Source organism: Acidobacteriota bacterium, assembly GCA_030949985.1.
Classification (GTDB): domain Bacteria; phylum Acidobacteriota; class Polarisedimenticolia; order J045; family J045; genus JALTMS01.
The window spans coordinates 33,144-58,647 of sequence record JAUZRX010000081.1; the positions used below are offsets into that span (position 1 = coordinate 33,144).

The following is a 25,504-nucleotide window of genomic DNA, read 5'->3' on the forward strand; positions in this document are numbered from 1 at the left end:
ACGGCACCGGACGCGGGCCCCCCGGCGGGAAAGGCGGCTCGGGCCCGCCCGGCCTTCTGCCCAAGATTCGCTTCTCCGCCGGGAACGATCGCGGTATCTTTGGCGCACGAGGAGGTACCCCCCCATGCGCAAGTTGTTGACCCTGCCCGTTCTGTCGTTGTGTCTGCTCGTCGCCGGCCCCCCTTTCGCGGCGGCGGAGACCGACCTTCCGCGCCCCGAAGTGGGCCTCGAACAGCTCGAAACGGGCACGGCCATCCGCGTCACCACGTCAAGGCCCGACGGGACGCGACACACCGAAACCCTGCGCACGACCCGGGCCCGGGTCACCGCCCCCCTCAGCGGCGCGGATCCCGCCTCCCAGGCGGTCTTCGCCCTGTGGGACGAGGACGGCACCCGGTGGACCGCGACCAGCCGCGACGGGGGCCTCCACTGGTCCGACGCGACACCGATCAAGGTGGAACTCCGCCTCAGGGCCGGCACCCTGCCTCCGGGGGCGCCCCCCCCGCAGCCGCCGGCGGACCTGGCCTCCCGGGGCGACGAGCGGCTGTTCATCGTCCAGTTCCGCACCCGCAGTCTTCCCGAGTGGCGCGGCAGCCTCGCCGCCGCGGGCGCCGAAGTCCTGGCCTACTTCCCGTACAACGCTCACATCGTGCGCGCCGACCCCGCCGTCATCGAGCGGGTGGCGAGCCGCGATTTCGTCGAGCGCGTGTTGCCCTACGAGCCCGCGTGGCGCCTGTCGCCGGAACTGCGGGCCTGGGTCGAGGGAAGCGGCGAGCCTCGACGCCGCAGGGTACGGCTGATGGCCTTCGAATGGGGCAGCGCCGGCAAAAGCCGCATCGCCGCCGCCGCCCAGGCGCTGGGAGCCGAGATCTTCACCAACTGGCCCAGCGGTCACATCATCGAGATCGACCTCGACCGGGATCAGCTCCGCCGCCTGGCCCACCACGACGACGTGATGTGGGCCGACCCCTGGAGCGCCCCGGAAACCGACATGGACCTGGTGCGCGAGGACGCGGGGACGAACTGGGTGGAGAACAACTTCGGCTACTGCGGCCAGGACGTGCGCGGAGAGGTGATGGACGCCGGCGTCCAGGAAGACCACATGGACTTCGACGGCATCCTGCTCCACGGAGGGCATGACGTCGCCTCTCACGGCACCAGCACCTACGGCATCGTCTTCGGCAACGGCGATCGGGACGGTGACGGTGAGGCCAAGGGCACCGGGCACATGCCCTGCCCCGAGGCCCAGGGCATCTTCGCCGACTACGGCAACGTGGGCGACCGTTTCGCCCACACCCAGGAGCTGAAAAACTCCCCCTACTTCGCCTCCTTCCAGACCAACTCCTGGGGCGACGCCCGGACCCGGTCCTACACCAGCGTCTCCCACCAGATGGACGACATCATCTGGCGCCTGGACATCGCCATCACCCAGTCGCAGTCCAATGCGGGCAACCAGGATTCGAGACCGCAGGCCTGGGCGAAGAACATCATTTCCGTCGGCGGCGTGCGCCACAAGAACACCCTCGACACCTCCGACGACGAGTGGGCCTCCGGCGCCTCCATCGGCCCCGCCGAAGACGGTCGCATCAAGCCCGACATCAACTACTGGTACGACAGCATCTACACCACCACCACCGGCAACGGTTACACCGCCACCTTCGGCGGCACCTCCGCGGCCACCCCGGAGTCGGCGGGCGTGTTGGGCCTGATGGTCCAGATGTGGGCCGACAACGTCTGGGGCACCGACCCCCAGGGCACCACGGTCTTCGAAAAGCAACCCCACTTCGCCACGATCAAGGCGCTGATGATCAACAATGCCCAGCAGTACGACTTTTCGGGAACCGATCACGACCTGACGCGTGTCCACCAGGGCTGGGGCCGTCCCAGCGCCCGGCTAGCCAAGGAACGGGCCTCCCGCAGCCTGATCGTCGACCAGGACGTGCCGCTGCAGCTCGGCGAAACCGTCTCCTACGACGTGGACGTGCAGGCCGGTGAAAGCGAACTGAAGGTGACGATGATCTACCCCGACCCCCCGGGTACGACGTCAGCTTCCCTGCACCGCATCAACGACGTGAACCTCAAGGTCACCTCGCCCTCGGGAACGGTCTACCACGGCAACGTGGGCCTCGACGCCTCGCCTTACTCCACCCCGGGCGGCGCACCCAACGACGTGGACACGGTGGAGAACGTCTTCGTCCAGAACCCCGAGCAGGGGCTCTGGACAGTGGAAATCTCGGCCGTGGAAATCAACCAGGACGCCTTCCTCGACACGCCGGAAGACGACGTCACCTTCGCGCTGGTGGTCACCGGCGGAACCGGTTTGGTCTGCGACGGACCGGCCACCGACTTCACCATCACGCCGAACCCGGCGCGCGTGGGCGACAGCGTCCTCTTCGACAGCACGGTCAACGGCGGCAGCGGCGGTCCCTACACCTACGACTGGGATTTCGACGGCGACGGGATCACGGACTCCACCGAAGCCGATCCGACCCACGTCTACAACCGTCCCTACAACGGCCCGGTCACCCTCGAGGTGCGGGACAGCGGTGACTGCCCGAGTTCCGTCGAGCACAGCATCACCGTCACCGGCCCGGACATCCGCTTCCACGAATACATCAACCTGACCGAGATCGACGGCAACGCCAACGGCGCCATCGACCCGGGCGAGATCTGGGAACTGACCGTCAACCTGCGCAACGACGGCGACGAGACCGCGGTGGCTGTCGAAGCCGACCTCTCCCTCGGCGAGGGCACCGCCGGCCCCGTCTCCCTGCTCACCCCCTCGGCGGCCTACCAGGACATTCCGGCCACCGCGATCGCCGCGGGCTCTCCGGCCTACCGTTTCCAGGTCGGCCAGGACTTCCCCTGCGGTTTCAACATCTACTTCGACGTGGTCGACATCCGCTCCGCCGATCCGGCGGTGACCTACCCCGCCGAGCCCCGGGCGATCAAGCTCCTGGTCGGCGGCGCGGGCCCGGCGGTGGATTTCTTCCAGGACGGCTTCGAGACCAGCAACGGCTGGTCGGCCGCCGGAGGCGGCGAGTGGCAACGCGGCGCCCCCCAGGGCCTGGGCTCCGGCACGACGTTCCCGGGCTCGCAGGCCTACCCGGATCCCGAAACGGCCTACGAGGGCACCAGCGTGATCGGCACGGACCTCAGCGGCCAGGGCCTGGTCAAGGGCAACTACGAGGACTCGATCACCTCCACCTACACTTCGCCGGTCATCGACGCCTCGGGCTCGGTGGGCGTCGAGATGCGCTTTCAGCGCTGGTTGAACGTGGTCCCCCAAGACCGGGCCTACCTTCAGGTCAGCCCCGACGGCTCGAGCTGGACCACGATCTGGGAAGCCACCGGCGGGCTGACGGAAAACACCTGGACGCCGATGTTCTTCGACGTGTCGGACTACGCCGATCGCCAGGCCGGGTTCCGGATTCGCTTCGGCATGGATTCCGACGACCAGGCCACCGCCTCGGGCTGGAACATCGACGACCTGGTCCTCAGCGGTGTGACCAAGGATTCCTGCGAGCCCGTGTCTCGCGCCGTACCGGGGGCCAGCGGTGGCCTGCGGGTCACGCGGGCGGCGGGAGGTGTCCTCGACCTGGGCTGGAACGCCGACTGCGGCGCGGGCACGGCCTACGGTGTCTACCGCGGCGACCTGCGCCTGGGCTACGCATCGATCGCCGCCGAGCCGGGCCTCTGCTCGGTGGCCGGCACCGGCGCCACCGTCGACGAAGGCCCGGGGCAGGCCGACTTCTTCCTGGTCGTCCCCAACGACGCCGCCTTCGAGGGCGGCTACGGCAGCGACAGCCAGGGAGCCCCCCGCCAACCGGCGGCGGCGGCCTGCTATCCCCAGGACCGGGTGGACGCCTGCGCCCCCTAGCAGCCCCGGGCAGCAGCCTTGCCGGCGCGGGGAGACGAGATCGTCGAACGTTCCCCGCCCGGCGGCAAGAATCGTCGAAGCCGACGACCTTCCCGGATCACCGGGAAGGTCGTTTGCTTTCAGCACCTTGAAAGTCCTTTTTCAGGACCGCCTCCCCGTGGCACGAAAAGTGCTTATTCCCCTTCCGTCGGCGCTCACCCACCCGGGCGGCCCGGCAAGGAGGAAACCGATGAGACGCATCCTGACCAGCCTGCTGATCGTGGCCCTCGCAGCATCCTTCACCCTCGCCCGCGGAGGCCCCGGAGGCGGCCCCGGGAACAGTGCCTGTGATCTGCCCTCGATCGTCAAGGATCTGCCCTACGAAGAGCTGAGCGCCGCCGAACGCGATGGCGTGATCTACATGATCGAGGAAGAGAAGCTGGCCCGCGACGTCTACCTCGCGATGGACGATCTGTGGGGTCTGCGCGTGTTCCGCAACATCGCCCGGGCCGAGCAGTCTCACATGGATGCGGTCTTTTCCCTGATCGAGAAGTACGGCCTGCCGGACCCCGTGGGTGACAACGGCCCCGGCGAGTTCACCAACCCGGACCTGGCCGCCCTCTACAACCAGCTCATCGAGCAGGGCAGCCAGTCCATCAACGACGCCCTGCTGGTGGGCGCCACCATCGAAGACATGGACATCTCCGACCTCCAGGTCGACCTGCCCGAGGCGGACAACGAAGACGTGCGCACCGTCTACCAGAACCTGATGAAGGGCTCCCGCAACCACCTGCGCTCCTTCTATGACCTGCTGCAGTCCAACGGTGTGGACTACACGCCGCAGTACCTCTCTCAGGCCGATTTCGACGCCATCGTCTCCAGCCCCAAGGAACGGGGCATGCTCGATGCCGACGGCAACCCGATGCCCGGCTGCAGCGGCCCCGCCGGCCGCGGCGGGGGCCGGGGCCGCGGCGGACGGCGCTGACCTCCCTCCCTCCCTCTTTTTCCTTCGGCGCCCGGCTTTCCCCGGCCGGGCGCCCAACTTGCCACCGGGCGGGCGATCGGCCATTGTTGCCCGGGATGAGCCAGCCGAAACCCCAGACGCCGCCGGCGACCCCACCCCGAAGGGTGCTCCTGCGCTGCCTGCTGCCGGCGGCGGTCTTCACCGGGCTGATGGCCCTGTTCTTCACGACCTACGAGCCCTACCAGCAGATCGGCGACAACCTGGTGCCCTGGGAGCAGGTGCGGGAAGAGGCCCCCCCGGCGGACAGCGCGTCGTGGCGGGGGAACTGGAGACGGGTCCACCGGGAAGCGGACGGCGGCCCGACCGGCGGCCCCTGCCTGCGGCTCGATCCCGGCGAGGGACGCGGCGGGATGGTGGAGTACGTCCTCGAGCAACCTCGCCGCTTCGACCATTTCACCGTGACGGGCTGGATGCGAACCGAGGACGTGACCGTGGGGCGGCGTCCCTGGAACGTGGCCCGCATCCTGCTCTTCTTCCGCGATGGAGAGGGCAAACCCCACTGGAAACACCGCCACACCGTCTGCCTCGTCGAGGGCACGCAGCCGTGGCGCCTGTGCCGCGGCGTCATCGATGTTCCGGAGTTTGCGGTCACCGGGCACCTCTACGTCCAGAACGCCGGCGCCACGGGCACCCTGTGGATCGATGACGTGACGGTGCGGCCGTCCGCGCCGCGCAGCGCCTACCCCCTCTGGCGGATGCTCTTCGCGGCCGGGTGGGGGGCGACGGCGCTCTACTGCGCCACCTTCCTCGGCCTCTGGCGCCGCTTCCTCGGACTGGCGGTGATCGCCAATGCCCTGGTCATCGTCATCGGGCTGACCGCACCCGAAGGCGTGCTGCAAAAGGCCGCCGAAGAGCAGATCATCCTGGCCGACACGGTTCGCCAGGCGCTGCCGGAGTTCGGCGGCACCGGCGCCCCGGCTCCCGCCTCGGCGGAGACCCGCCCCGCCCCGCCGCCGGCCCGGAAGCAGAAAAAGGCCGCGGCCCGGCCGGAAAAACCGGCCCGCCCCGCGCCCCGGGTCGCCCCCGAGCGGCTGCGGGAGTACATCGATTGGGCCAAGACCCGCTCCCACCAGGTGCTCTTCGCCCTGCTCGGCTTTTTCGCCATGCTGGCCCTGGCGACGGGTATCGCGCCCGGGACACCCGCGCCCCGGCAATTCGGCCTGGCGGCCCTGGGTATCGTGGGGCTGCTGCTCTTCGCCGGCGCCACGGAAATCCTCCAGTTCGTCTCCCTCAGCCGGGCCCCGACCTGGGAAGATTTCATCTTCGACAGCGGAGGCCTGGCGGTCGGTGTCGGCGCGGCCCTCATCGCGCTTCCCGTGCTCCGCCGTCTCCGGCCGACGCGCCGCGCAAACGGCTGATTGCCCGCCACGCGCTCTTCGGCCTATCCTGATCGGGCACCAGGGGGACGGCAGGAGAACCGACCATGTCTTTCCATTCCGCCAGGCCGCTCATCGCCCAGGCCCTGATGGTCTGCCTGCTCTTTTCCTGCGCCACGACGAACCTGCCGCCGATCTCCGCCGCGGGGCAGGCCTTCGAGCCCACGCGGGACGAAGCGCGACTGTGGCAGGAATCGCGGGAAGAAGAAAACAAGCTGCTCGAGAAAGTCTCGATCTACGACGACCCGCTGCTCGAGGACTACCTGCTCGCCATCGTCGGACGCCTCAATCCCGCCTCGATGGCCGCCAACCCGCTGATCTCCTACCGCGTGCGTGTGATCGAAGAGCCCACCCTCAACGCCTTCGCCTATCCCCACGGCTCGCTCTACATCCACACCGGCCTGCTCGCCCAGATGGAAAACGAGGACCAGCTCGCCACCGTTCTGGGCCATGAAATGACCCACGTGGAAAATCGGCACATGCTGCGCTACCAGCGCTCGGCGCGAAACAAGCAGATCGGTCTCTTCGCCCTGGCGGTGGCCGGCGCCCTGTGGGCCGCCAGCGAGTCCGCCCACGCGGCCAGCGAGGGGCACTACGGCCGGGCGGCGCGCATCGACGTGCTCTCGGACCTGCTCATCGGCCTCGGCCTGCAGCTCGCTTTCATCGCCGCGGTCAACGGCTACGGCCGGGAGCTGGAGCGGGAAGCCGACGAGGGGGGATTCGCCAAGATGCTGGACGGCGGGTACGACACGCGGCAGGCGGAGAAGGTCTACGAGAAGCTGGCGGAAGAAACCGCCAGGTCATCCAAGCTGGAAGCCTTCTTCTTCGGCTCCCATCCGCGTATCGAAGAACGCATCGTCTCGGCCCGCCAGTGGGGCCGGGCCCATCCGGCCACGGAACCCGGGACCACCGAAGCGGGCCTGAGTACTTTCGAAAAGCGCCTGCGCCCGGTGATCCGCGACGACGCCGCCCTCAACCTGGCCCTCGGGCGCCTGGGCCGGGCCGAGGAAGAGCTGCGCCGCGCCCTGGCGATGGAACCCCGGGATCCGCGCACCCTGACCCTGATCGGAGAGCTGAAACTGGCCCAGGCCGAGCAGACCGGGGGCGAGGAGAAGGCCGACCTGGAGGCCGCCGCCCAAGATGCCCTGCAGCAGGCGATCGAGCTGGATCCCAGGAGTCCCAAGCCTCACCGGGAACTGGGCCTGCTGGCCTACCGCCGGGGCGACGGCGCCTTTGCCTGCCGCGAGCTGCGGGCCTACCTCGACCTCTCCCCGGCGGGCGCCGAAGACCGTACGAAGATCCGCGACTACGTGCTCGAACTCGAGCGCGACGGCCTCTGCGAGTCGCCCTGACTCCACCGAGCAAGGAGCCCGAGCATGCAACCCACCCCGACCCTGCAACAGGAGCGCAGCACGACCTGGATCGTCATCATCGTCGCTTTGCTGGTGGTCGGCGGGCTGTGCTGGTGGCTGTGGACCCGGCAGACGGAAGGGGGCTCCGCGGAGGCGACGGTGGAGGCTGCGCCCACGGAACCCGCCGCCAAGGCCGCCGTCCGTGACGAGCCGGCCGGAGAGCCCGCCGCACCGGCGGCGCCGCGCGACGAGTGGGCCGCGGCCGTCACCGCACTGCCCGACTTCTCCTGGCCCCCGGACAGGAGCGCGGCCATCGCGGCGCGGGAAGACCTGCTCCGGGCGCTGGCGCGCCTCGACCCCGGGGCCGGGGGAGCGGGGCTCTACGCCCGGCTCTCCGCCGCGGCCATCGCACTGGCGGACCACCCCCCGGCGGCGGGAGAGATCCGCGACCCGCTCACCCTGCTGGCCAACGTGCTGCACCTGGCCCGGGTCCTGGGCAAGCGCCGCACCGTCGAGTTCAAGACTCTTGTCGGGGCTTCCGACGTGGACACCGAGACCCTCGCCGCCGCCCTGTACACCTGGCTGCTGACCCGCGAGGCCGCCGAGGATCCGCGGGAACGATCGATCACCCTGGAGCGGCTCTACGCCTACGCGGGCTGGCTGCTCGACTCGGTGGGCGGCCGGGCCCTGCTCGCCCGCCGACAGCCCCGTCACGAAGCGCTGGCCGAGTTCTACGCCCTGGTCACGGTGGACCTGGCCCGCCGTGCGCAGATCAGCTCCCGGGGCACCGATCCCCGCCCCCACTTCGCCCGCTGCCGCCGGCTGATCGAAACCCAGCGACTGGACCGCAAGCAGGCCTACCTGGACGCCCTCGAGCGGGTGGAGAGCCGGTGGTAGACGGCGTCGCCCCCGCCGGCGCCCCGCTCTTCCACCGTCTCCGAGGTCGGGGTCCGGTGGTGGTCCTGCTCAACGGGGTCTCCATGACCCTTTCCGCCTGGGAAAGCGTGGCCACGCTCCTCGAGGGCCGGTACCGGGTGCTGCGCTGCGACTTTCGGGGTCAGCTCCGTTCCCCCGGCCCGCCACCGGCCACCCTCGAAGGCCACGCCCGCGATCTGCTGGCGCTGCTCGATCACCTGGGCCTCGAGCGCGTGCACCTGGTGGGGGCCTCTTTCGGGGCGGCGGTGGCCCGCCGTGCGGTGACCCTCGAGCCGGAGCGGGCCCTCTCGCTGACCTGCGCCACGGCCGCCGCGGGCCGGACGGCGACCCTCGAGCGGGCCGCCCGCCGGTGGCTGGCCGCCGCCCGCGCGGTCCTGGCGGGCGGTGATCCGGGCGCGGTTTTCGACGCCTTCGAGCCCTGGGTCTACAGCCCGCGCTACCTCGAAGAGCATCCCCGGCACCGCCAGGTCTTCCGGGCCCAGGTGGCCACGTTGCCCCGCCGCTGGTTCGTCGGCCTGGCGACCCTGCTCGAGTGCGTGCTCGCCGACGACGAACGGGCCGTGACGCGGGCCCCGTGCCCGGCCCTGGTGATCGCCGCGGGCGCCGATCGCCTGGTCGCCGTCGAAGAAGCCGCCGAGCTGGCCACGGGCCTCGGGGCGGCCTTCGAAATCATCCCCGGCGCCGGGCACGCCCTGGCGATCGAGCACCCGGCGGCCTGCGCCCGCGCCTGCCTGGGGTTTCTCGACCGCCTCGGGAGCCGCTAGCGGCCCGCGGCGAGTTGCCTGGCGATCTTGGCCCAGGTGTCGCGCAGGGTCACGGTGCGGTTGAAGACGGGATGCCCGGGGCGGCTGTCCGCGTCGAGGCAGAAATACCCCAACCGCTCGAACTGGACCCGGGCGCCGGCCTCCAGCTCTCCCAGGTGGGGCTCGAGGCGGGCGTCGGTGATCACCTCCAGCGACGCCGGGTTGAGGTGGTCGAGGAAGCTCCCCCCCGGATCCACCTCGTCCGGATTGGGCCGCACGAAGAGCCGGTCGTAGAGCCGCACCTCCCCCGCCCGGGCGTGGGCGGCGGAAACCCAGTGCAGGGTGCCCCGGACCCGGCGGCCGTCCGGCGCGTCGCCGCCCCGGGTCGCCGGATCGTAGGTACAGCGCAGTTCGACGATCTCGCCGTCGGCATCGCGCACCACTTCCCGGCAGGTCACCAGGTAGGCGTAACGCAGGCGCACTTCGCGCCCCGGCGCGAGACGGAAGAATTTCTTCGGCGGATCCTCCATGAAATCCTGGCGTTCGATGTAGATCTCCCGGGAGAAGGGCACCTTGCGTGTGCCGGCGGAGAGGTCCTCGGGATTGTTCACCGCATCGAAATACTCCACCTCTCCCTCGGGGTAGTTCTCGATCACCAGCTTGAGGGGGCGCAGCACGGCCATGAAGCGGGGGGCCCGCCGGTTCAGGTCTTCCCGCACGGCGTTTTCGAGCAGGGTGACGTCGATGCGGCTATCGCGCTTGGCCACGCCGATGCGATCGCAGAAGGCGCGAATCGACTCCGGCGTGTAGCCCCGGCGGCGCAGGCCCGAGAGGGTCGGCATCCGTGGATCGTCCCAGCCGTTCACGTGCCCCTCCTCGACGAGCTGCAACAGCTTGCGCTTGCTCAGCACGGTGTATTCGAGGTTCAGCCGGGCGAATTCGATCTGCTGGGGATGGCACTCCACCCCCAGCTCGTCGAGGATCCAGTCGTACAGCGGCCGATGGTTTTCGAATTCCAGGGTGCACAGGGAGTGGGTGATCCCCTCGATGGAATCGGAAAGACAATGGGTGAAGTCGTACATCGGATAGATGCACCACTTGTCGCCGGTGCGGTGGTGGGAGACCTTGCGGATCCGGTAGAGAGTCGGGTCCCGCATCACCACGTGGGGTGAAGCCATGTCGATCTTGGCCCGCAGCACGTGTTCGCCGTCGGCGAACTCGCCGTTCTTCATCCGTTCGAAGAGGTCGAGGTTCTCCTCCACGCTGCGGTCGCGAAAGGGACTGTTGCGCCCGGGGCGGGTCAGGGTCCCGCGGTACTCCCGAATCTGCTCGCCGGACAGGCTGTCGACGTAGGCCTTGCCCTGCCGGATGAGCTGCACCGCGTACGCGTAGAGCCGGTCGAAATAGTCCGAGGCGAAGAACTCGCGCTCTCCCCAGTCGAAGCCGAGCCAGCGCACGTCGTCCTTGATCGCGTCGACGTACTCCTGCTCTTCCTTGCAGGGGTTCGTGTCGTCGAAGCGCAGGTTACAGGTGCCGTTCCACTCCGCCGCCACGCCGAAGTTCAGGCAGATCGACTTGGCGTGACCGATGTGGAGGTAACCGTTGGGCTCGGGCGGAAAACGGGTGGCCACGCGCCCCCCGTGCTTTCCGCTGCGCTGGTCGGCGGCGATGATCTCCCGGATGAAATCGAGGGACTCCTCCCGGGGAGCCCCGGGGTCCTTTGTGGACATGGCCTTTTCGTCCTTTCCCGCAGGTGGCGGCGCGCCATTGTGCCCCAGCTTGGCAAGGCGCGACAAGGCAGCCGGCACGTTCGACACCGCCGGGCGGCCGGACTAACCTGTCGCCCCCGGTGGAACCGCCTGACGACCGGGGCCAGAGGTGCACGATGACGAATTCCGAGGTCCGGGTCCGGGTGGCGCCCTCTCCCACCGGGGACCCCCACGTGGGCACGGCCTACCAGGCCCTGTTCAACTACGCCTTCGCCCGCAGCCGGGGCGGCAAGTTCATCCTGCGTATCGAGGACACCGATCGGGCCCGCTCCACGCCTCAGTCCGAAGCGGCGATTCTCGAGGCCCTGGGCTGGCTGGGGCTGAAGTGGGACGAGGGGCCCGACGTGGGGGGGCCTTACGGACCCTACCGGCAGAGCGAGCGGGCCGAGATCTACCGCGAACACGTGCAGAGACTGCTGGACGAGGGCCACGCCTATCGCTGCTTTCTCAGCCGGGAAGAGCTGGAGAAGATGCGGGCCGAGCAGCGGGAGAAGGGCCTGCCGGCGTTCAAGGATCTCGAGGGGCGCGAACGGCCGGAGGAAGAATCCCGCCGCCGCGCGGAGGCCGGCGAGCCCTTCACCGTCCGGATGAAAACGCCCCTCGACGGCGAGTGTGTCATCGAAGATCTGCTCCACGGCGAGGTGCGCAAGGACTGGGCGTCCATCGACGACCAGATCATCCTCAAGTCGGATGGCTTTCCCACCTATCACCTGGCCAACGTGGTGGACGACCACCTGATGGGCATCACCCACGTGATCCGGGGCGAGGAGTGGATCAACTCGGTGCCCAAGCACCTCGAGCTCTACCGCTTCTTCGGCTGGCAGCCGCCGGTGTTCTGCCACCTGCCGCTGCTGCGAAACAACGACAAGAACCGCTCCAAGCTTTCCAAGCGCAAGAACCCCACCTCGATCCTCTACTATCGGCGGGCGGGTTTCCTGCCCCAGGCCCTGCTCAATTTTCTCGGCCTGCTGGGCTGGTCGATGCCCGGTGAAGAAGAAAAGTTCACCCTCGAGGAGATGATCGCCGCCTTCCGCCTGGAAGACATCAACCTCGGCGGCCCGGTCTTCGACGTACAGAAGCTCAAGTGGCTCAACGGCCGCTACATTCGCGAGGACTACGACGCCGCCGGCCTGCGCCGTGAGCTGGAGAAGTGGGCGATCAACGCCGAGACACTGGAAAAGATCCTGCCCCTGGCCCAACCCCGCCTGATGACCCTTTCGGACTGGGGCTACCTGACGGCCTTCTTCTTCGCCGACGAGGTGCCCCTCGACCCCGGGGCGCTCGAGCTCAAGGGCGGCAGCGCCGAGGACCTGGCGCGCCTGTTCCAACTGGCCGTGTGGAAACTGGAGGCCCTGCGGGACTTCAGCAGCGAAAACCTCGAGGCCCTGTTCTCGGAGCTGGCCCAAGACACCGGCCTCAAGCTGCGGGATCTGACCCGGCCGTTCTACGTCGCCCTGACGGGGCGCAGCGCCGCCACCCCCCTCTACCAGTCCATGGAGATCCTCGGCTCGGACATGGTGCGCATGCGCCTGCGCCGGGCCATCGAGGCCCTCGGCGGCCTGTCCGCCAAGAAGCTCAAGGCTCTCGAGAAGGAGTACGCCGCGGGGCGCCGGTAGCCCGCGCGACGCGCTTGTCCGCCACCCTCCCCCGTCCCTCAGGGAGCGCAGGTGCCCGCGGTGTCCTTGATGGTTCGACAAATCGTGGACCGGGACGAACGCTCGCTGCCGTCGGCGGCGCTGCCGTGGGAGCCCTCGACGTCGCCGGCGGCATCGTCGGCCACCACCACCAGGCCCACGCCGCCTCCCGGCGGCGGCCCCGTCCAGGTGCCCGAGGTGCCGATGTCGCAGGTCTCGTCCACCACCACGTAACCGGCAATCTGGGCCAGGTCGTACCAGACGATGTGATGGCCGTCCGCCGGGCAGGCCCCCGCGTCCCAGTCGACCGTCAGTTCGCCGCCCGTCGCCTTGATCACGGTGAGCTGGGTCCCGGCGACGCTCCTGCCGTCGGGCACGGGAGGCGGTGAAGCCGGCGGAGGCTGGTCCTCGAAACGCACCGAGGCGATGAGCTGATTGCCCGCCAGCGAGCTGTTCTTCATGTACTGGGCGATCATCCACAACCGGTTGGTATCCAGCGGGTCTTCACCGATGGCGTGGTAGTCGCCGTGGCGACCGGAGGTATTGGCGCGGGTGCCGTCGACCACCGCCTCGGCGCCCCGCAGGGTGCCGTCGGCGGCGAAGTTCCAGTAGCGCGCCCCGACGAAGATGTCGGGCCCCGACCACGCGGTGAGCAGGGCGAAGTCGTCGTCCTCCCGGTCGGGCAGCACGTAGGGCATGAAGGCGTCATACCCGGCCTCGGAGATCTCGTAGGTCTGTTGCCGCACCGCCGGATCGGCGCTCACGTCGATCCGGTGCACCCAGCAGGTGATATCGCTGCCGCTGACGGCCTGGGCGGTGAAGAGTTTCCCGCCGCGGTAGTAGACGTTCCACAACTGGGCGTCCCGGGCGGTGACGCTCGCCCCTCCCGACTGGCGCGCGCTCCCCGGGGCGAAGTACAGCGCGGGCAACGCGACCGATTGGGTGGTCAGGGTCGGCGAAGCGAAGCGATCACCGCTGAGGCGGAAGAGGTCGAGCGAGGAACCGAAGCTGTTGTTCACGTGCGCCAGGAAGTACTCGTCCCCCGCCACCACGTCGACCACCGTGGCCGGGCGCAGCACGAAGGGCACCCCCCCGCCGCTCGTACGCACGTCGATCAGGTGGGTGTTGTCCAGGGGCAGGCCGGCATATCCGTCGGCCTTGTCGTAGATGAAGATCGTCACGTTGCGGAAGTTGTCCCCGCGATCCCACATGTTGGCCGTCAGGTAGACCGCGTTGCGGTCGATGCCGATCGATGCGTAGTCGGCCCAGTTTCCGGCCTGCCCGTCGTCCGCGTCGATCCAGTAGGTGTTCCACGACCCGGTGGGATCGGCACTCTGCGAGAAGGCGATGTAGATGCGCGAATCCTGGGCTCCGCCGTTGTCCGCCAGGGCGGTGACGATGAAGCGATCTTCGAAGGGGTCGTAGACCGCCAGGGGATCGAAGCGGGAGAAGCCGGAAGGAATGCCGAAGAAGGCCCCCAGGCTGGTCGGACCCGAGAGCAGGGTTCCGCTCTTGTCGTACATGGCGATGCGCTGGTTGATCAACACCACCACGTGGTCGCTGCCCGCTGCCATGACGGGATCCGGCGGATAGAGACCCCCGTGGTAGGGCCCGTCGAAACGCCGGTCGATGGCGGGCGGCGCAGCGTCCCCGGCTGCCCGAAAGCCGTCGCCGGTCCGGGTCGGCACGAGACGCCGGTCGGCGGAGCCCACTTCCGGGCGCCCGGCCGCCCCACCGCCGGGACCGATCAGGCGATTGGGCACCGCCTCGGGCACGACATCGACCTCCCCGTCGGCGACCGCCAGTTCGGCGGCCGCCACGGCCCGCAGCCGGGCGGGTTTCGGGCCGTGGTGCACCCTGGCCGGAGCGGGAGCCGCCCCGGCCAGGGCCCCGGAGACGATCAGCACGCAGCCGACCCACAGCCCTTTCGGGCCGAACCCGGCCCGTCTTCTCGAAGCGCTCGGTTTCATCGCGTTTCCTTTCCGTCGCCCGGCAGGGGGACGATCTCTCGCAGGCGGATCGGCCGGAGCGGCACGTGAGACTTGTCGACCTCGAGGCGCTCGATGGTTTCGAGCACGTCCCAGCCTCCCACGACCCGGCCGAAGACCGTCGCCCGGCCATCCCGGGCGGGCAAGTCACGGAAGGCCAGCAGGAAGCGCTCGTCGGCCTCGCCGGGCCAGAGATTGGCGGTGGCCACCGCCCCCCGCTGCACCGGCCAGGGAGAACGGCCCCGCGTGTACTCGAACCCCAGCGCCTCGAGCAGCCACAGGCGAGAGCGCCCCTCGAGGGCGTCGGTTCCCGCCATGCCTCTTCGCCGCAGGCCCTCGATCAGGGTCTCGAGTCCCAGGGGCACGGCCCGCCCCGCATCGACCAGGTGCCGGTAGCGAGGGTAGATCTCGAGCTGCCAGAGGTTCTGTCGCGCGGCGGCGTCGCCCAGGCTCCTGCCGCCGAGGCCCATGGCCCGGGCGTCGATCTCGTCCGGCTGCTCACCGGCGCGCCCGCTGGGACCGGGTCTCGCCCCGCTCTCCGCGCCGGGCCGGCAACCCCAGGTGACCCAGCCCCCGGCGCGCAGTTCGCAAACCACGGTGCCGCGATAGGACACCGGACCGTCCCCCCCCGCGGCGCCCGCCCGCGCGAGAAAGCGTTGCACCGTGACCGGCGCCACCGCGGGGAAGAGCGCGATCTCCACCGGCCCCAGCGACGTGCGCAGGACGACGCGCGGGTCTTCCCCCTGGCTGAATCCGGGAGCCGGGAGCAAGGCGACGAACAGCAGCAACAGGCCTCGAATCATCATCGGGCGGGGGGCTTACCTTGTCGTGATTCCGCACGAGCGCGTCGAGCCGGTAATGTACGAGGTGCATTCCACCCCGGCCACAATCTTGTGCCCCGGGGTCGATGAACACTCGGGGCCACTTGCTGTAGGCTGGCCCGACTCCAAGGAGCGCCCGTGAGCACCTCTTCCCCGTCGATCTGGAAACGATTTCCCCGGGCCTTTTGGGCCGCCAACACCATGGAGATCTTCGAGCGCATGGGTTGGTACGGCTTCTACGCCGTCTCCTCGCTCTACCTCACCGGAGCCGTGGCCGACGGGGGGCTGGGCCTGAGCTCCCAGGACCGGGGCGTGATCCAGGCCCTGGTGACCTTCTTCCTCTACCTCTTCCCGGCCTTCTTCGGCGCGCTGGCCGACCGCTACGGCTACCGGCGGATGTTCCTCGCCTCCTGCGCGGTGATGATCCCGGCCTACCTGCTGCTGGGCCATCCCCGCACCTTCTGGACGTTTTTCGCGGTCTACATGCTCGTGGCCATCGGCCACGGGATGTTCAAGCCCGTGGTCATCGGCACCGTGGCACGCACCACCGACGCCACCACGGGCACCCTCGGCTTCGGCATCTTCTACATGATGGTGAACATCGGCGGTTTTCTCGGGCCCATCGCGGCGGGCGTCGTGCGGGGCTGGAGCTGGCGCTACGTCTTCTACGCCTCGGCGGGATGGATCGTCCTGCTGGGGCTGACCTGCCTGCTCTTCTACCGCGAGCCGGAGGGCCGCCAGGCGGGCGCCGGCCATCACAGCCTGGGCCGGGTGGTCGCCGACATGATCGCGGTGATCGGCAACTTCCGCTTCTTTCTGCTGGTGGCCGGAGAGATGCTGATCCTGGTGCTCGGAGCCAAGTGGCTCGAGCCGGGCACCTTCCTCGGCCTGGCCGCGGCGTGGCTGCTGCTCAACCTGGGCTGGGACGCCCTGTTGCGCGCCCGGGGGATCGGCGGCGGCGGCCCGTTGACCCGCCCGATGGAGGTCGGCGAAGGACGCTACCTGGTCTTCCTGCTGCTGATGGCCGGGTTCTGGACCTCCTTCAACCAGATCTTCATGACCCTCCCCGAGTACATCCGTGACTACGTGGACACCTCCGACCTGGTGGGCGCCTTCGGCCCCCTCGGCCGGTGGATCATGGAAGCCTTCCACAACGACTTCTTCCTCTCCCTCGGCATCGACTCGAGCACCTGGGCCCGGGGCGTGCTCGAACACGGACAGATCAAGCCCGAGCACCTGATCAACCTCAACGCCCTGGGCATCATCCTCGGCCAGGTGGCCATCTCTTACCTGGCGCGCAACCTCCGGCCGTTCACCACCATCATCAGCGGTGTGCTGATCACGGCGATTTCCTTCCTGGTCTACCTCGGCGGCGCGGGCGGCTTCTGGATCGTCGTCGGCGTGCTGGTCTTCTCCGTGGGCGAAATGCTGGCCTCGCCGAAAAGCAAGGAGTATGCCGGGCGCATCGCCCCGCCGGACAAGGTGGGACTCTACATGGGCTACTTCTACTGGTGCGTGGCCCTGGGCAATCTCTTCGGCGGCCTGCTGTCGGGAGTGATGTACCAGTACTTCGGCCCCAAGGGTATCGACCGCCCCGGCGTGATGTGGCTCGCCTTCGCCGCCCTGGCCCTGGTCAGTACGGTGGCCCTCGCGGTTTACAATGCCTGGCTGCAGCGGCAGGACGCCGCCACCCGACGAGAGCCATGAAATCCCGCATCCGCCTGCTGGGCCACGCCATGTTGCTCGGCTGGTACGACCCGCTGCGGGCCGTGCTGACCTGGCGCCGGCCGGTGCCCGTCAACGAGAAGCTCACCCGGGTCTGGGCCCAGTCCCTGACCCGGCGGATCGGCGCCCGGCTGGTGCCCCTCGAGGGCGCCGAGCTGCTGACCGACCGGCGCTGCCTCTACTTCTTTCCCCATCGCAGCTTCGCCGATCTCTTCCTGCACAAGGAAATCACCCGGGGGCTGGGGGCGACCCTTTCCCGGGCGGGGATGGGGGTGGCCTTCCCCCTGACCTGGCTGACCACCCGTACCGACCGCTCGACGTGGTTCTTCCGCAGGGACAAGCGGCGGGGGGTGCGCGCGTTCTTCGAGTGGCTCGACCGGGAGTTCGACCTCTGCCCCCTCAACGGCCTGATCGTCTATCCGGAGGGAACCCGCAACCGGAGCGAGCAGCCCCTGCCGCTGAAGGGAGGCATGATCCACTATGCCTTCTCCCGCGGGTTGCCGATCCAGGTCATCGCCACCCACCGCACCGAGCGCGTGGTCAACGAGGCGGAGTGGACCTACCACTACGACCAGGCGGTTCCCTACCGGATCGAGCCCCCCATCGACCCCGCCGACTACGAAGACCGGCGCAGCTTCCACGCGCGGGTGGAGGAGGTTTTCGGCCGGGCCTTCCGGGAAGTCACCGTGGGCCCCCTGCCGGGTGTGGAACCGCCCTCCCCCGACCGCTGAGCGCCGCCCGCCGACCGCTGGCGCGGCCCGCGGCGCGACCTGCAAGGCCGCGCGATGTGAAGCGTATCGGGCGGGTATGATGCAGACGCGAGTCGGCGGGCCCGACCCGCCGCGAAGAGGAGAAGCCCAGGTGCAAGAGGCAATCCTGCTGGAAGGCATCCGCAAGACCTTCGGCGAGAAGGTAGCGGTGGACGACTTCGACCTGGTGGTTCCCCAGGGCCGGCTCTACGGCTTCATCGGCCCCAACGGCGCGGGCAAGACCACCACGATCCGCATGATCATGTCGATTCTCTTCGCCGACCGCGGTCGCCTGACCGTGCTCGGCCGCCCCTCGGCCCTCGAGGCCAAGGACCGCATCGGCTACCTGCCCGAAGAGCGCGGCGTGTACAAGAAAATGAAGGTCGCGGCCTTCCTCGAGTTCATCGCCCAGCTCAAGAACGCGCCCCGGCGGGACCTGCGCCGGCGGATCATGGGCTGGCTCGAGCGGGTGGGCCTGGAGGACGTGGCGAAAAAGAAGTGCGAAGAACTCTCCAAGGGCATGCAGCAGAAGATCCAGCTCCTTTCCTCGATCATCCACGAGCCGGACCTGCTGATCCTCGACGAGCCCTTCAGCGGCCTCGACCCGGTGAACATGCGCCTGCTGCGCGACCTGGTGCTCGAGCAACACCGACGGGGCGCGACGGTCATCTTCTCGACCCACGTGATGCAGCAGGCCGAACAACTCTGCGAGAACATCGTGATGATCAACAACGGCCGCAAGGTGCTCGACGCGCCCCTGGAAGAGATCCGCAGGCGGTTCGATCCCCGCGCGCTGATCCTCGAGCCGCTCGAGGCCGACGCCGACCTGGCGCCGGTACAGGAACTGTCCTGTGTCGAGCGGGTAAAGCCCTCTCCCCAGGGCGTGGAGATCGGGCTGACGGAGGGCACCGACCCCTCCGCCGCCATCGCCGCCATCGCCGGGACGCTGCCGGTGGCCCGGGTGGAGATCCACCGGCCCACCCTCGAGGAAATCTTCATCGAGATCGTCACCGGTGACCGCCATGCCTCCGATGAGCGGGCGCGGACCCTTCGCGCCGCCCTGCAGGACCCGGACCGGGGAGGTGTCCGATGAAGATCTCGCGCGTTCTCTGCATCGCCCGCCGGGAATTCATCGCCACCGTGCTGACCAAGGGCTTTCTGATCGGCGTGCTCGTGGTGCCGGTGATCGTGTTGACGATGGTCGTGGTGATGCCGCTCCTGATCAACGAAGAGGCCCCCGGCGTCGAAGGCGAGGTGGCGGTGATCGACCCCACAGGCGCCGTCGTGCCGGGCCTGGGCGACTATCTCGCGCCGGAGGCCATCGCCGCCCGCCGCAGCGAAGAGACCGCCGCCGTCGCTGACGAACTCGCCGACCGCGCCCGAATGGCCGAAAACGACGCCGTCGGGGAGGCCATCGACCAGGCGGTCCAAAAGAGTCTCGGCGAGGTGCCCCTGTTCCACGTCACCCCGCTCGACCCCCGCAGCACGGACGTGGAACAGGAAAAGCAGGCCCTGCTGACCGACACCCCGGGCGCCGTGCGCCGACTGGCCCTGGTGATCCTCGACGATCATGTCATCCGCGAGAATGCCGACGGAGCATTCGGCTCCTACCGGATCTTCGTGCGGAGCAAACTCGACGACCGGATCGTCGACGAGATCCGTTCCGGCCTCCGGCGCTCGATCATCGAGGCCCGCATCGAAACCCACGGGATGGACCCGGAGTTGATCAACCGGCTGACCCGCGTCGAGCGGGTCGCCGCCACCGCGGTCACCGCCTCGGGCGAGAAGACGTCCAACGAGGTGCTCAACATCCTGGTGCCCATGGGCTTCATGGGACTGCTGTTGATCTCCGTGATGACCGGCAGCCAGGGCCTGCTGACCTCCACCATCGAGGAGAAGTCCAACCGCGTGGTGGAGGTGCTGCTCTCGGCGGTCTCACCCATGGAACTGATGAGCGGCAAGATTCTCGGCCAGATGGGCGTCGGCCTGTTGATGCTGCTGATCTATGCCGGCATGGGCATTTTCGGCCTCTCCGCCTTCGCGGTGCTGGGCCTGATCGATCCCCTGCTCTTCGTCTTCCTGATCATCTTCTACTTCATCGCCTACTCGACCCTCGCCGCGCTGATGGGAGCCATCGGGGCGGCGGTCAACGAGTTGCGGGAAGCCCAATCCCTGATGACGCCCGTGATGCTGATCGTGATGATTCCCTGGCTGCTGTGGATGCCCATCAGCCGGGATCCCAACTCCGTCTTCGCCACGACGCTCAGCTTCATCCCGCCGATCAACACCTTCGTGATCCTGATCCGCATGGCTTCCACGGCTCCCCCGCCCCTGTGGCAGGTGCTGCTCTCGGTGCTGGTGGGCATCGGCGGTGTCTACGTGGCGCTCAGGATGGCGGCCAAGGTTTTCCGCATCGGGCTGCTGATGTACGGCAAGCCGCCGAGTTTCAAGACCCTGCTGCAGTGGATCCGGATGGCGGACGCGTAGCGCCCGCGCCGATCAGAAGCCGACGAAGTTGGCGCCGCAATCGACGAAATGGTTCTCACCGGTCACGCCGGAGGCCAGGTCGGAGACCAGGTACACGGCCGCGCCCCCCACCTCTTCTCCCCGCACGTTGCGCTGCAGGGGCGAGCGCCGGGCGTCGTGGTTGAGCATGTTGCGAAACCCCTTGATCGCCGAGGAGGCCAGCGTGCGCAGGGGGCCGCCGGAAATGCTGTTGACCCGGATGTTGTCGGGCCCCAGGTCCTGCGCCAGGTAGCGCACGCTGCTTTCGAGGGCCGCCTTGGCCACGCCCATGGCGTTGTACCCGGGAACGGCGCGCTGGGCGCCCAGGTAGGTCATGGCCAGGATCGACCCGCCACCGCCGGCCTTCATCTGTTCGCGGGCATGGCGGGCCATGGACACCAGCGAGAACACCGACACGTCCATCGCCTGCAGGAAACTCTCACGCGGCGTGTCGATGAAGTTGCCGGGCCGAAGATAGTCCTTGTCGGCGAAGGCGATCGAGTGAATGACAAAATCGAGACGCTCGTGGTCCTTCCGGTAGGCCTCGAAGATCGCCTGGAGGTTGCCGGGCTGCGAACAGTCGCAGGGGTGGATCCACTCTTCCTTCAGCTCGAGGGCCTCGATCGCCAGCCGCGCCCGGGCTTCCATTTTCTCCCCCGGAAACACGCCGAAAGCGCAGTGCGCCCCGTGGTCGATCAGCGCCTTGGCGATGTGCCAGCCATAGGACCGCTCGTTGGCCACGCCAAAAACGATCCCTTGCTTACCCTGGAGTAAGTTGCTCATCGTCTCACCTCTGTCGGGTCGTCGGGCCCCGGGCCCCCGGAGATGGACGTGAAGCTACAAGATTGCCCGGTGCTTGGCAAACACGCCCCCGGGCCGGTTCCGCCGGCCGCAGGACGGCGCCGCCGGGCGCGGGGCGGGACTCAGGAGTCGCCGGAGGCGGGCGCGGGTCTGCATCTCGATCTGGCGGACCCGTTCCCGGGAACAGCCCAGGCATCGCCCGATCTCCTCCAGCGTCATCACCTGCGCTCCGCCCAGTCCGTAGCGATGCTGGAGAATGAACCGCTCCTTGGAGGGAAGCCTGCCGATCGCCCGATCGAGCCGCGCCATTCTCTCGCGCAGCAGTACCTGCTGCTCGGCATCGGGCCGCTCCTCGTCGACCAGGCGATCCTCCATCGAGGGGCCGTCCTCGTCCTCCCAGCGGCCGGAGAGAGACAACTCGCCATGGCCCTGGGTCTGTTCCGCCTGCTCGACCTCCCGCCAGGTGAGTTCGGTCCGCTCGATCAGTTCCTCGTCGGTGGGAGTCCGGCCGAGAGCGGCGGTCATCTCACGCCGGATCTCCCGTACCTTGCGTTCGATCCGGTGGCGGTACTCCGGGGTCCGGACCAGGGGATGGTCCCGCAGCACCCGCAACATGGCCTTGCGGATCCACCAGACGGCATACGTCAAGAAGGTCGTTCCCCGCTCCGGATCGTAGCGCAGCGCGGCTTCCATCAGGGCCAGGTTGCCCTCGTTGATCAGGTCGAGGCTCGACACACCCCGGCGGCTGTAGAAGCGCGAGAGGCTCACGACGAAGGGAAGGTTCGCCGAGACCAGCGTCGCCAGGGCCTCGTCGTCACCCTGCTGGGCGCGGCGGGCCAGTTCCTTCTCGCCGTCGCGATCGACTCTCGGGCAGCCACGGAGATCCTGGAGATAGAGGCTGAAGAGCATGTTTTGCCGGCCGTAGGTCGCCATGGTGCGTCCCTCCCAGTGTTCGTTCCGAGGATAGGACGGGCTCCTACCAACCGCGTGACGGGGGGGTCACAAGCCTGAAAACCGCTTCCGGCGGAGCCGCGGTCGAGGCGCTATCGCCCACGCGTGGCGGGCCGGGGCGCCTCAGGTGCCGCGGCGGGCGACCCGCTGAACCTGGTCGAGGTAGCGCCCCACGTCTTCCCGGGGGCGTATTTCCTGGGCCCGCTCGAGCAACGGTACGGCTTCCGCGTAGCGCGACTGCCCCACCAGGACCTGGGCGTGCCGCACCCGCGCCACGGCTTCGTAGTCTTCCAGCGCTTCCGCCCGCTCGTAGTAGAGGATGGCGCGCTGCGGCTGGCCGGCCCGGGCGAAGTGATTGCCCAGCAGGATCAGCGCATCGCCGTCGAGGGGATCGAGGTCGACGATCTCCTCGAGCACGCGCACCACCCGCTCGCCCTTCTCGCCCGACGCCATCGCCACCCGGGCCTGCACCTTGAGCACTTCCCGGCGGGAGGCGTCGTCCAGTCGACCCTCGTAGACCCGCGAGATCTCTTCGAGCAGGGAGCCGGCCTGGGCGAACGCGCCCCGCTGCGCGAGAATCCGGCACCAGCGGAGCGGTACCGAAACATCCTGCTCCGGGTCCAGTTCGAGGGCCCGGCGATAAGCCCCCGCCGCCAGATCCCAGAGTTCCTGGTTGACGTAGATATCTCCCAGGATGCGCTCGCTGTCGACCGTGGCCTTCCCCATCCGGCTGACGATCTCGTAGTTCTCCGCCGCTCGGAGCGGTTTGCCGAGCCCGATCCAGGCATTGGCCTGCATCAGCCAGAAGTCCGCCCGGTCCGGGGAACGTTCGATCAACTCCCGGCAGAGGCTCACCGCCTCGGCGTACTTTTCCTGGCGCAGCACGCTGTGGGTCAGCCCGATCTTCCAGTCCTCGGTGGTCGGATCGAGCAGCATGGCGGTGCGGTAGGCCGACTCGGCGGCGATGTGCCGGCCCGTCTGGGAGTAGGCGTAGCCGAGCAGGCCATAGGTCACGCCGTCCGCGGCACCGAGCTCGATCGCGCGGCTCAGGGGCTCCAGGGCCTCGGCGAACTTCCCCAGCCGAACGTAGATCTGTCCGAGTTGACGGTGCGCCCTGCGAAAACTCGGAAACTTGACGATGGCCGCCGAATAGCTCGCGGCCGCCGGCTCGAGCTCACCGTCCTGGTAGTGAAGATTGCCCAGGAGAAAATCGAAGACCGCGCTGCTCTCCGGCGTGATCACCGCTTCCACCGCCGCCTTGGCCGCGGCGGTGTCGTCCCCCGAGACCAGGGGGAGCAGCTCCTGCAGCGTGGCCTGGTCGGTGGCGCTCAGACGCGGCTCGATCTCGGCGTTGACGCCGTAGCTTCCCGTGAAACTGCGACGCCAGGATTCGCTGTCCCAGATGCCCAGATCGCCGACGCTCCCGCCGGCCTCCCCGGCGACAGCGAGACCCGACGCCCCGACCGACGCGACCGTCAGGGCCAGCAGCGGCAACATGGCAAATCGTCTGAACATGAGTAAGCCTCGGCGCGCCGTCATCCGGCGTTGAAGCGGATCGGGATGCGCAACTTGAAGGGCACCGCGCGTCCATTGCGGGTACCGGGTTCGAATTTCCACTGTTTGACGGCCTCGAGGGCCGGCTTCTCGAAGAGCGGGTCGGAAGACTTCTCGACCTTGGGATTCTTCACTTTCCCGTTCTGATCGACGAGGAAGACCACGAAGACCGTGCCGGTCTTGCCCTTCTTCCGCAGTTCCTGGGGGTAGCGCGGCATACGCTGGAAGATGAGGGACGGCTTCTGATCCAGGTCGTCCAGCGAGAAGACCTCGTCGATCGCCTCTTCACGCCGCCCCGCCGTCAGCTGGGCCGCGATATCCACGACAAAGTCGCCGAAGGCCCCCCCCACCGGATTCGGGTTGAGGGCCAGTTCGAGCTGGGCCAGGTCGAGGGGCGCCGCCTGCTCCTCGAGCTGCGGCGGCGGCTCCTCCTCGGGCTCCTCTTCCACTTTCTCCTCCACGGGCGGCGGCGGTGGCGGCGGGTTGAAGTCGGCCACATCCACCGGCTCGAGCACCAGGTCCGCCGGTGCGGGCGACCCGATGGCCTGCATCAACGGCAGCAGCACGAAGAGCCCGAGGGTACAGGCCAGCGCGCCGACCACCACCAGCGCTTTCTGCAACATCCAGAGCAGGGGATGGATCTTCGGCTCGAGGGTCATCGCGTCTCTCCCTAGTCGACTCGCCGCTGTGTGGCGATGCTGACCTTCTGCGCCCCGGCCATCTTGGCCTCGTCGATGACCCGCACCATCAGCGAGGCCCGCGCCTGGCCGTCGGCCTGCACGATCACCGGCACCTCTTCCTTCTGCAGCATCCGCTTGACCAGCGGCTGGACGCCGGCCACGCCGATCTGCCGGCCGCCGTAGACCACCTGCCCCTCACCGGTCACCGCCAGCAGGACGGAGTTCTTCTCGAGCTGCACCGAGGACGCGGCCTGGGGTTTGTCCACTTCGACTCCCGTCTCGTCGATGAAGGTGGTGGTCACGATGAAGAAGATCAGCAGAATGAACACGCAGTCGATCAGGGGCGACATGTCGATCCCCGTCGACTCTTCGTCTCCACTCCCGAGCTTGCGAAAACGGCTCATAGCGCACTCTCCTTCCCCGCGGATCGGCCCCCGCGCTGCCGGTGGAAGACATGCTGCACACAGACGGTCTCGACACGGGCGAGAAAGGCCTCGTAACGCTCCTTCTCCCGGCCCAGGTGGTACTGGAGAAAGAGGCCCGGCAACGCGATCACGAGCCCGGTCTCGGTGGTGATCAGCGCTTCCGAGATCCCCCCGGCGATCATGCTCATCGTCTTCTCTCCGCCCGATCCCGAGGCGAGGGCGGCGAAGGTGGTCAGCATGCCGGTCACCGTGCCCAGCAGTCCCAACAGGGGGGCTGAACTCACGCAGCGCTTCATGAAACGCAAATCTCGCTCGAAGGGCGCGAGCCGCGACAGCTGCACCTCTCCGAAGCGATCGAGGAGGTCTTCGATACTCGTCGCGGCCAGCGCGAAGTCCATCACTTCACCCAGGCGCCCCCGCCGCTTTTCCGGCCGGGTGATCCACTCGCGCCAGACCCGTTCGGAGACCCGCGGAACACCCCGGGACTTGAGGGAAATCCAGATGTGAATGCCGAGAGCGAACAGCACCAGGGCGTTGGCCGCCAGGGGGATCATCCACCAGCCCCCGGCGCGCCAGATACCCCATGCCTGCTCGAACAGCCCCTGGAACATC

General features: G+C 68.6%; 20 protein-coding genes. 11 read left to right on the forward strand and 9 right to left on the reverse strand.

Features of this window, described 5'->3' with window-relative positions; translation table 11 throughout:
* Window positions 1-124: 124 nt before the first annotated feature.
* The 6 genes from Q9Q40_14020 (at window position 125) to Q9Q40_14045 (ending at window position 9,311) form a co-directional block, all read left to right on the forward strand.
* Window positions 125-3,880 (forward strand): S8 family serine peptidase, encoded by a 3,756-nt coding sequence (locus tag Q9Q40_14020; protein MDQ7008333.1) that lies wholly within the window; start codon window positions 125-127, stop codon window positions 3,878-3,880.
* A gap of 229 nt (window positions 3,881-4,109) precedes the next feature.
* Window positions 4,110-4,844: a DUF2202 domain-containing protein gene (locus Q9Q40_14025; GenBank protein MDQ7008334.1), complete on the forward strand. Its 735-nt coding sequence runs from the start codon at window positions 4,110-4,112 to the stop codon at window positions 4,842-4,844.
* 95 nt (window positions 4,845-4,939) lie between these two features.
* On the forward strand, window positions 4,940-6,241 hold the full coding sequence (locus Q9Q40_14030) for a hypothetical protein (GenBank protein MDQ7008335.1): 1,302 nt from the start codon (window positions 4,940-4,942) through the stop codon (window positions 6,239-6,241).
* A 65-nt stretch (window positions 6,242-6,306) separates the two neighbouring features.
* The gene (locus Q9Q40_14035) at window positions 6,307-7,611 is read left to right on the forward strand and encodes a M48 family metalloprotease (GenBank protein MDQ7008336.1); all 1,305 of its coding nucleotides are present in this window, start codon (window positions 6,307-6,309) and stop codon (window positions 7,609-7,611) included.
* A 24-nt stretch (window positions 7,612-7,635) separates the two neighbouring features.
* Window positions 7,636-8,508, forward strand: coding sequence for a hypothetical protein (locus Q9Q40_14040; GenBank protein ID MDQ7008337.1), 873 nt, complete (start codon window positions 7,636-7,638; stop codon window positions 8,506-8,508).
* Complete coding sequence (locus tag Q9Q40_14045; GenBank protein MDQ7008338.1) at window positions 8,502-9,311, forward strand: alpha/beta hydrolase; 810 nt, start codon at window positions 8,502-8,504, stop codon at window positions 9,309-9,311. Before Q9Q40_14040 ends, Q9Q40_14045 begins: the two co-directional genes overlap by 7 nt.
* On the opposite strand, the gene Q9Q40_14050 is transcribed toward Q9Q40_14045, so the two are convergent.
* On the reverse strand, window positions 9,308-11,020 hold the full coding sequence (locus Q9Q40_14050) for a glutamine--tRNA ligase/YqeY domain fusion protein (GenBank protein ID MDQ7008339.1): 1,713 nt from the start codon (window positions 11,018-11,020) through the stop codon (window positions 9,308-9,310). The genes Q9Q40_14045 and Q9Q40_14050 overlap by 4 nt on opposite strands.
* Before the next feature lie 155 nt (window positions 11,021-11,175).
* Here Q9Q40_14050 and gltX point away from each other — a divergent pair, with 155 nt between their 5' ends.
* Entirely contained in the window at window positions 11,176-12,675 is a 1,500-nt protein-coding gene (gene gltX, locus Q9Q40_14055) for a glutamate--tRNA ligase (GenBank protein MDQ7008340.1), read from the forward strand.
* Between the two features lie 38 nt (window positions 12,676-12,713).
* On the opposite strand, the gene Q9Q40_14060 is transcribed toward gltX, so the two are convergent.
* Both Q9Q40_14060 and Q9Q40_14065 read right to left on the reverse strand, forming a co-directional pair.
* Window positions 12,714-14,663 carry a hypothetical protein gene (locus Q9Q40_14060; protein ID MDQ7008341.1) on the reverse strand — a complete coding sequence of 650 codons (1,950 nt, stop codon included), beginning with the start codon at window positions 14,661-14,663 and terminating at the stop codon, window positions 12,714-12,716.
* Window positions 14,660-15,487 carry a peptidylprolyl isomerase gene (locus tag Q9Q40_14065; GenBank protein MDQ7008342.1) on the reverse strand — a complete coding sequence of 276 codons (828 nt, stop codon included), beginning with the start codon at window positions 15,485-15,487 and terminating at the stop codon, window positions 14,660-14,662. Before Q9Q40_14065 ends, Q9Q40_14060 begins: the two co-directional genes overlap by 4 nt.
* Before the next feature lie 153 nt (window positions 15,488-15,640).
* Between Q9Q40_14065 and Q9Q40_14070 the strand changes: the two genes are divergently transcribed.
* The 4 genes from Q9Q40_14070 to Q9Q40_14085 all read left to right on the forward strand — a co-directional run bounded on the left by Q9Q40_14070 (window position 15,641) and on the right by Q9Q40_14085 (window position 20,463).
* Window positions 15,641-17,209 carry an MFS transporter gene (locus Q9Q40_14070; GenBank protein ID MDQ7008343.1) on the forward strand — a complete coding sequence of 523 codons (1,569 nt, stop codon included), beginning with the start codon at window positions 15,641-15,643 and terminating at the stop codon, window positions 17,207-17,209.
* The gene (locus Q9Q40_14075; protein ID MDQ7008344.1) at window positions 17,206-17,958 is read left to right on the forward strand and encodes a hypothetical protein; all 753 of its coding nucleotides are present in this window, start codon (window positions 17,206-17,208) and stop codon (window positions 17,956-17,958) included. The genes Q9Q40_14070 and Q9Q40_14075 overlap by 4 nt, the downstream gene beginning before the upstream one ends.
* Window positions 17,959-18,088: 130 nt before the next feature.
* Window positions 18,089-19,069, forward strand: coding sequence for an ATP-binding cassette domain-containing protein (locus tag Q9Q40_14080; protein MDQ7008345.1), 981 nt, complete (start codon window positions 18,089-18,091; stop codon window positions 19,067-19,069).
* A complete protein-coding gene (locus Q9Q40_14085) occupies window positions 19,066-20,463 on the forward strand; it encodes an ABC transporter permease (GenBank protein ID MDQ7008346.1) in 1,398 nt (465 codons plus the stop codon). The genes Q9Q40_14080 and Q9Q40_14085 overlap by 4 nt, the downstream gene beginning before the upstream one ends.
* A gap of 12 nt (window positions 20,464-20,475) precedes the next feature.
* Here Q9Q40_14085 and Q9Q40_14090 read toward each other — a convergent pair whose 3' ends face one another.
* The 6 genes from Q9Q40_14090 to Q9Q40_14115 form a co-directional block, all read right to left on the reverse strand.
* The gene (locus Q9Q40_14090) at window positions 20,476-21,264 is read right to left on the reverse strand and encodes an enoyl-ACP reductase (GenBank protein ID MDQ7008347.1); all 789 of its coding nucleotides are present in this window, start codon (window positions 21,262-21,264) and stop codon (window positions 20,476-20,478) included.
* Between the two features lie 54 nt (window positions 21,265-21,318).
* On the reverse strand, window positions 21,319-22,215 hold the full coding sequence (locus Q9Q40_14095) for an RNA polymerase sigma factor RpoD/SigA (protein MDQ7008348.1): 897 nt from the start codon (window positions 22,213-22,215) through the stop codon (window positions 21,319-21,321).
* A gap of 141 nt (window positions 22,216-22,356) precedes the next feature.
* Window positions 22,357-23,748 carry a tetratricopeptide repeat protein gene (locus Q9Q40_14100; GenBank protein MDQ7008349.1) on the reverse strand — a complete coding sequence of 464 codons (1,392 nt, stop codon included), beginning with the start codon at window positions 23,746-23,748 and terminating at the stop codon, window positions 22,357-22,359.
* 20 nt (window positions 23,749-23,768) lie between these two features.
* Window positions 23,769-24,446 (reverse strand): TonB family protein, encoded by a 678-nt coding sequence (locus Q9Q40_14105; protein ID MDQ7008350.1) that lies wholly within the window; start codon window positions 24,444-24,446, stop codon window positions 23,769-23,771.
* A gap of 11 nt (window positions 24,447-24,457) precedes the next feature.
* Complete coding sequence (locus Q9Q40_14110) at window positions 24,458-24,871, reverse strand: biopolymer transporter ExbD (protein ID MDQ7008351.1); 414 nt, start codon at window positions 24,869-24,871, stop codon at window positions 24,458-24,460.
* Window positions 24,868-25,503, reverse strand: coding sequence for a MotA/TolQ/ExbB proton channel family protein (locus tag Q9Q40_14115; GenBank protein ID MDQ7008352.1), 636 nt, complete (start codon window positions 25,501-25,503; stop codon window positions 24,868-24,870). The genes Q9Q40_14110 and Q9Q40_14115 overlap by 4 nt, the downstream gene beginning before the upstream one ends.
* Window position 25,504 lies beyond the last annotated feature (1 nt).

Excerpts from the sequence above, each read along its gene's own strand:
- Q9Q40_14065 (MDQ7008342.1), bottom strand. The coding sequence starts at position 15,487 with ATGATGATTCGAGGCCTGTTGCTGCTGTTCGTCGCCTTGCTCCCGGCT.
- Q9Q40_14095 (MDQ7008348.1), bottom strand. The coding sequence starts at position 22,215 with ATGGCGACCTACGGCCGGCAAAACATGCTCTTCAGCCTCTATCTCCAG.
- Q9Q40_14020 (MDQ7008333.1), top strand. The coding sequence starts at position 125 with ATGCGCAAGTTGTTGACCCTGCCCGTTCTGTCGTTGTGTCTGCTCGTC.
- Q9Q40_14040 (MDQ7008337.1), top strand. The coding sequence starts at position 7,636 with ATGCAACCCACCCCGACCCTGCAACAGGAGCGCAGCACGACCTGGATC.
- Q9Q40_14060 (MDQ7008341.1), bottom strand. The coding sequence starts at position 14,663 with ATGAAACCGAGCGCTTCGAGAAGACGGGCCGGGTTCGGCCCGAAAGGG.
- Q9Q40_14050 (MDQ7008339.1), bottom strand. The coding sequence starts at position 11,020 with ATGTCCACAAAGGACCCCGGGGCTCCCCGGGAGGAGTCCCTCGATTTC.
- gltX (MDQ7008340.1), top strand. The coding sequence starts at position 11,176 with ATGACGAATTCCGAGGTCCGGGTCCGGGTGGCGCCCTCTCCCACCGGG.
- Q9Q40_14100 (MDQ7008349.1), bottom strand. The coding sequence starts at position 23,748 with ATGTTCAGACGATTTGCCATGTTGCCGCTGCTGGCCCTGACGGTCGCG.
- Q9Q40_14035 (MDQ7008336.1), top strand. The coding sequence starts at position 6,307 with ATGTCTTTCCATTCCGCCAGGCCGCTCATCGCCCAGGCCCTGATGGTC.
- Q9Q40_14090 (MDQ7008347.1), bottom strand. The coding sequence starts at position 21,264 with ATGAGCAACTTACTCCAGGGTAAGCAAGGGATCGTTTTTGGCGTGGCC.
- Q9Q40_14115 (MDQ7008352.1), bottom strand. The coding sequence starts at position 25,503 with ATGTTCCAGGGGCTGTTCGAGCAGGCATGGGGTATCTGGCGCGCCGGG.
- Q9Q40_14025 (MDQ7008334.1), top strand. The coding sequence starts at position 4,110 with ATGAGACGCATCCTGACCAGCCTGCTGATCGTGGCCCTCGCAGCATCC.
- Q9Q40_14105 (MDQ7008350.1), bottom strand. The coding sequence starts at position 24,446 with ATGACCCTCGAGCCGAAGATCCATCCCCTGCTCTGGATGTTGCAGAAA.
- Q9Q40_14030 (MDQ7008335.1), top strand. The coding sequence starts at position 4,940 with ATGAGCCAGCCGAAACCCCAGACGCCGCCGGCGACCCCACCCCGAAGG.
- Q9Q40_14085 (MDQ7008346.1), top strand. The coding sequence starts at position 19,066 with ATGAAGATCTCGCGCGTTCTCTGCATCGCCCGCCGGGAATTCATCGCC.
- Q9Q40_14075 (MDQ7008344.1), top strand. The coding sequence starts at position 17,206 with ATGAAATCCCGCATCCGCCTGCTGGGCCACGCCATGTTGCTCGGCTGG.
- Q9Q40_14110 (MDQ7008351.1), bottom strand. The coding sequence starts at position 24,871 with ATGAGCCGTTTTCGCAAGCTCGGGAGTGGAGACGAAGAGTCGACGGGG.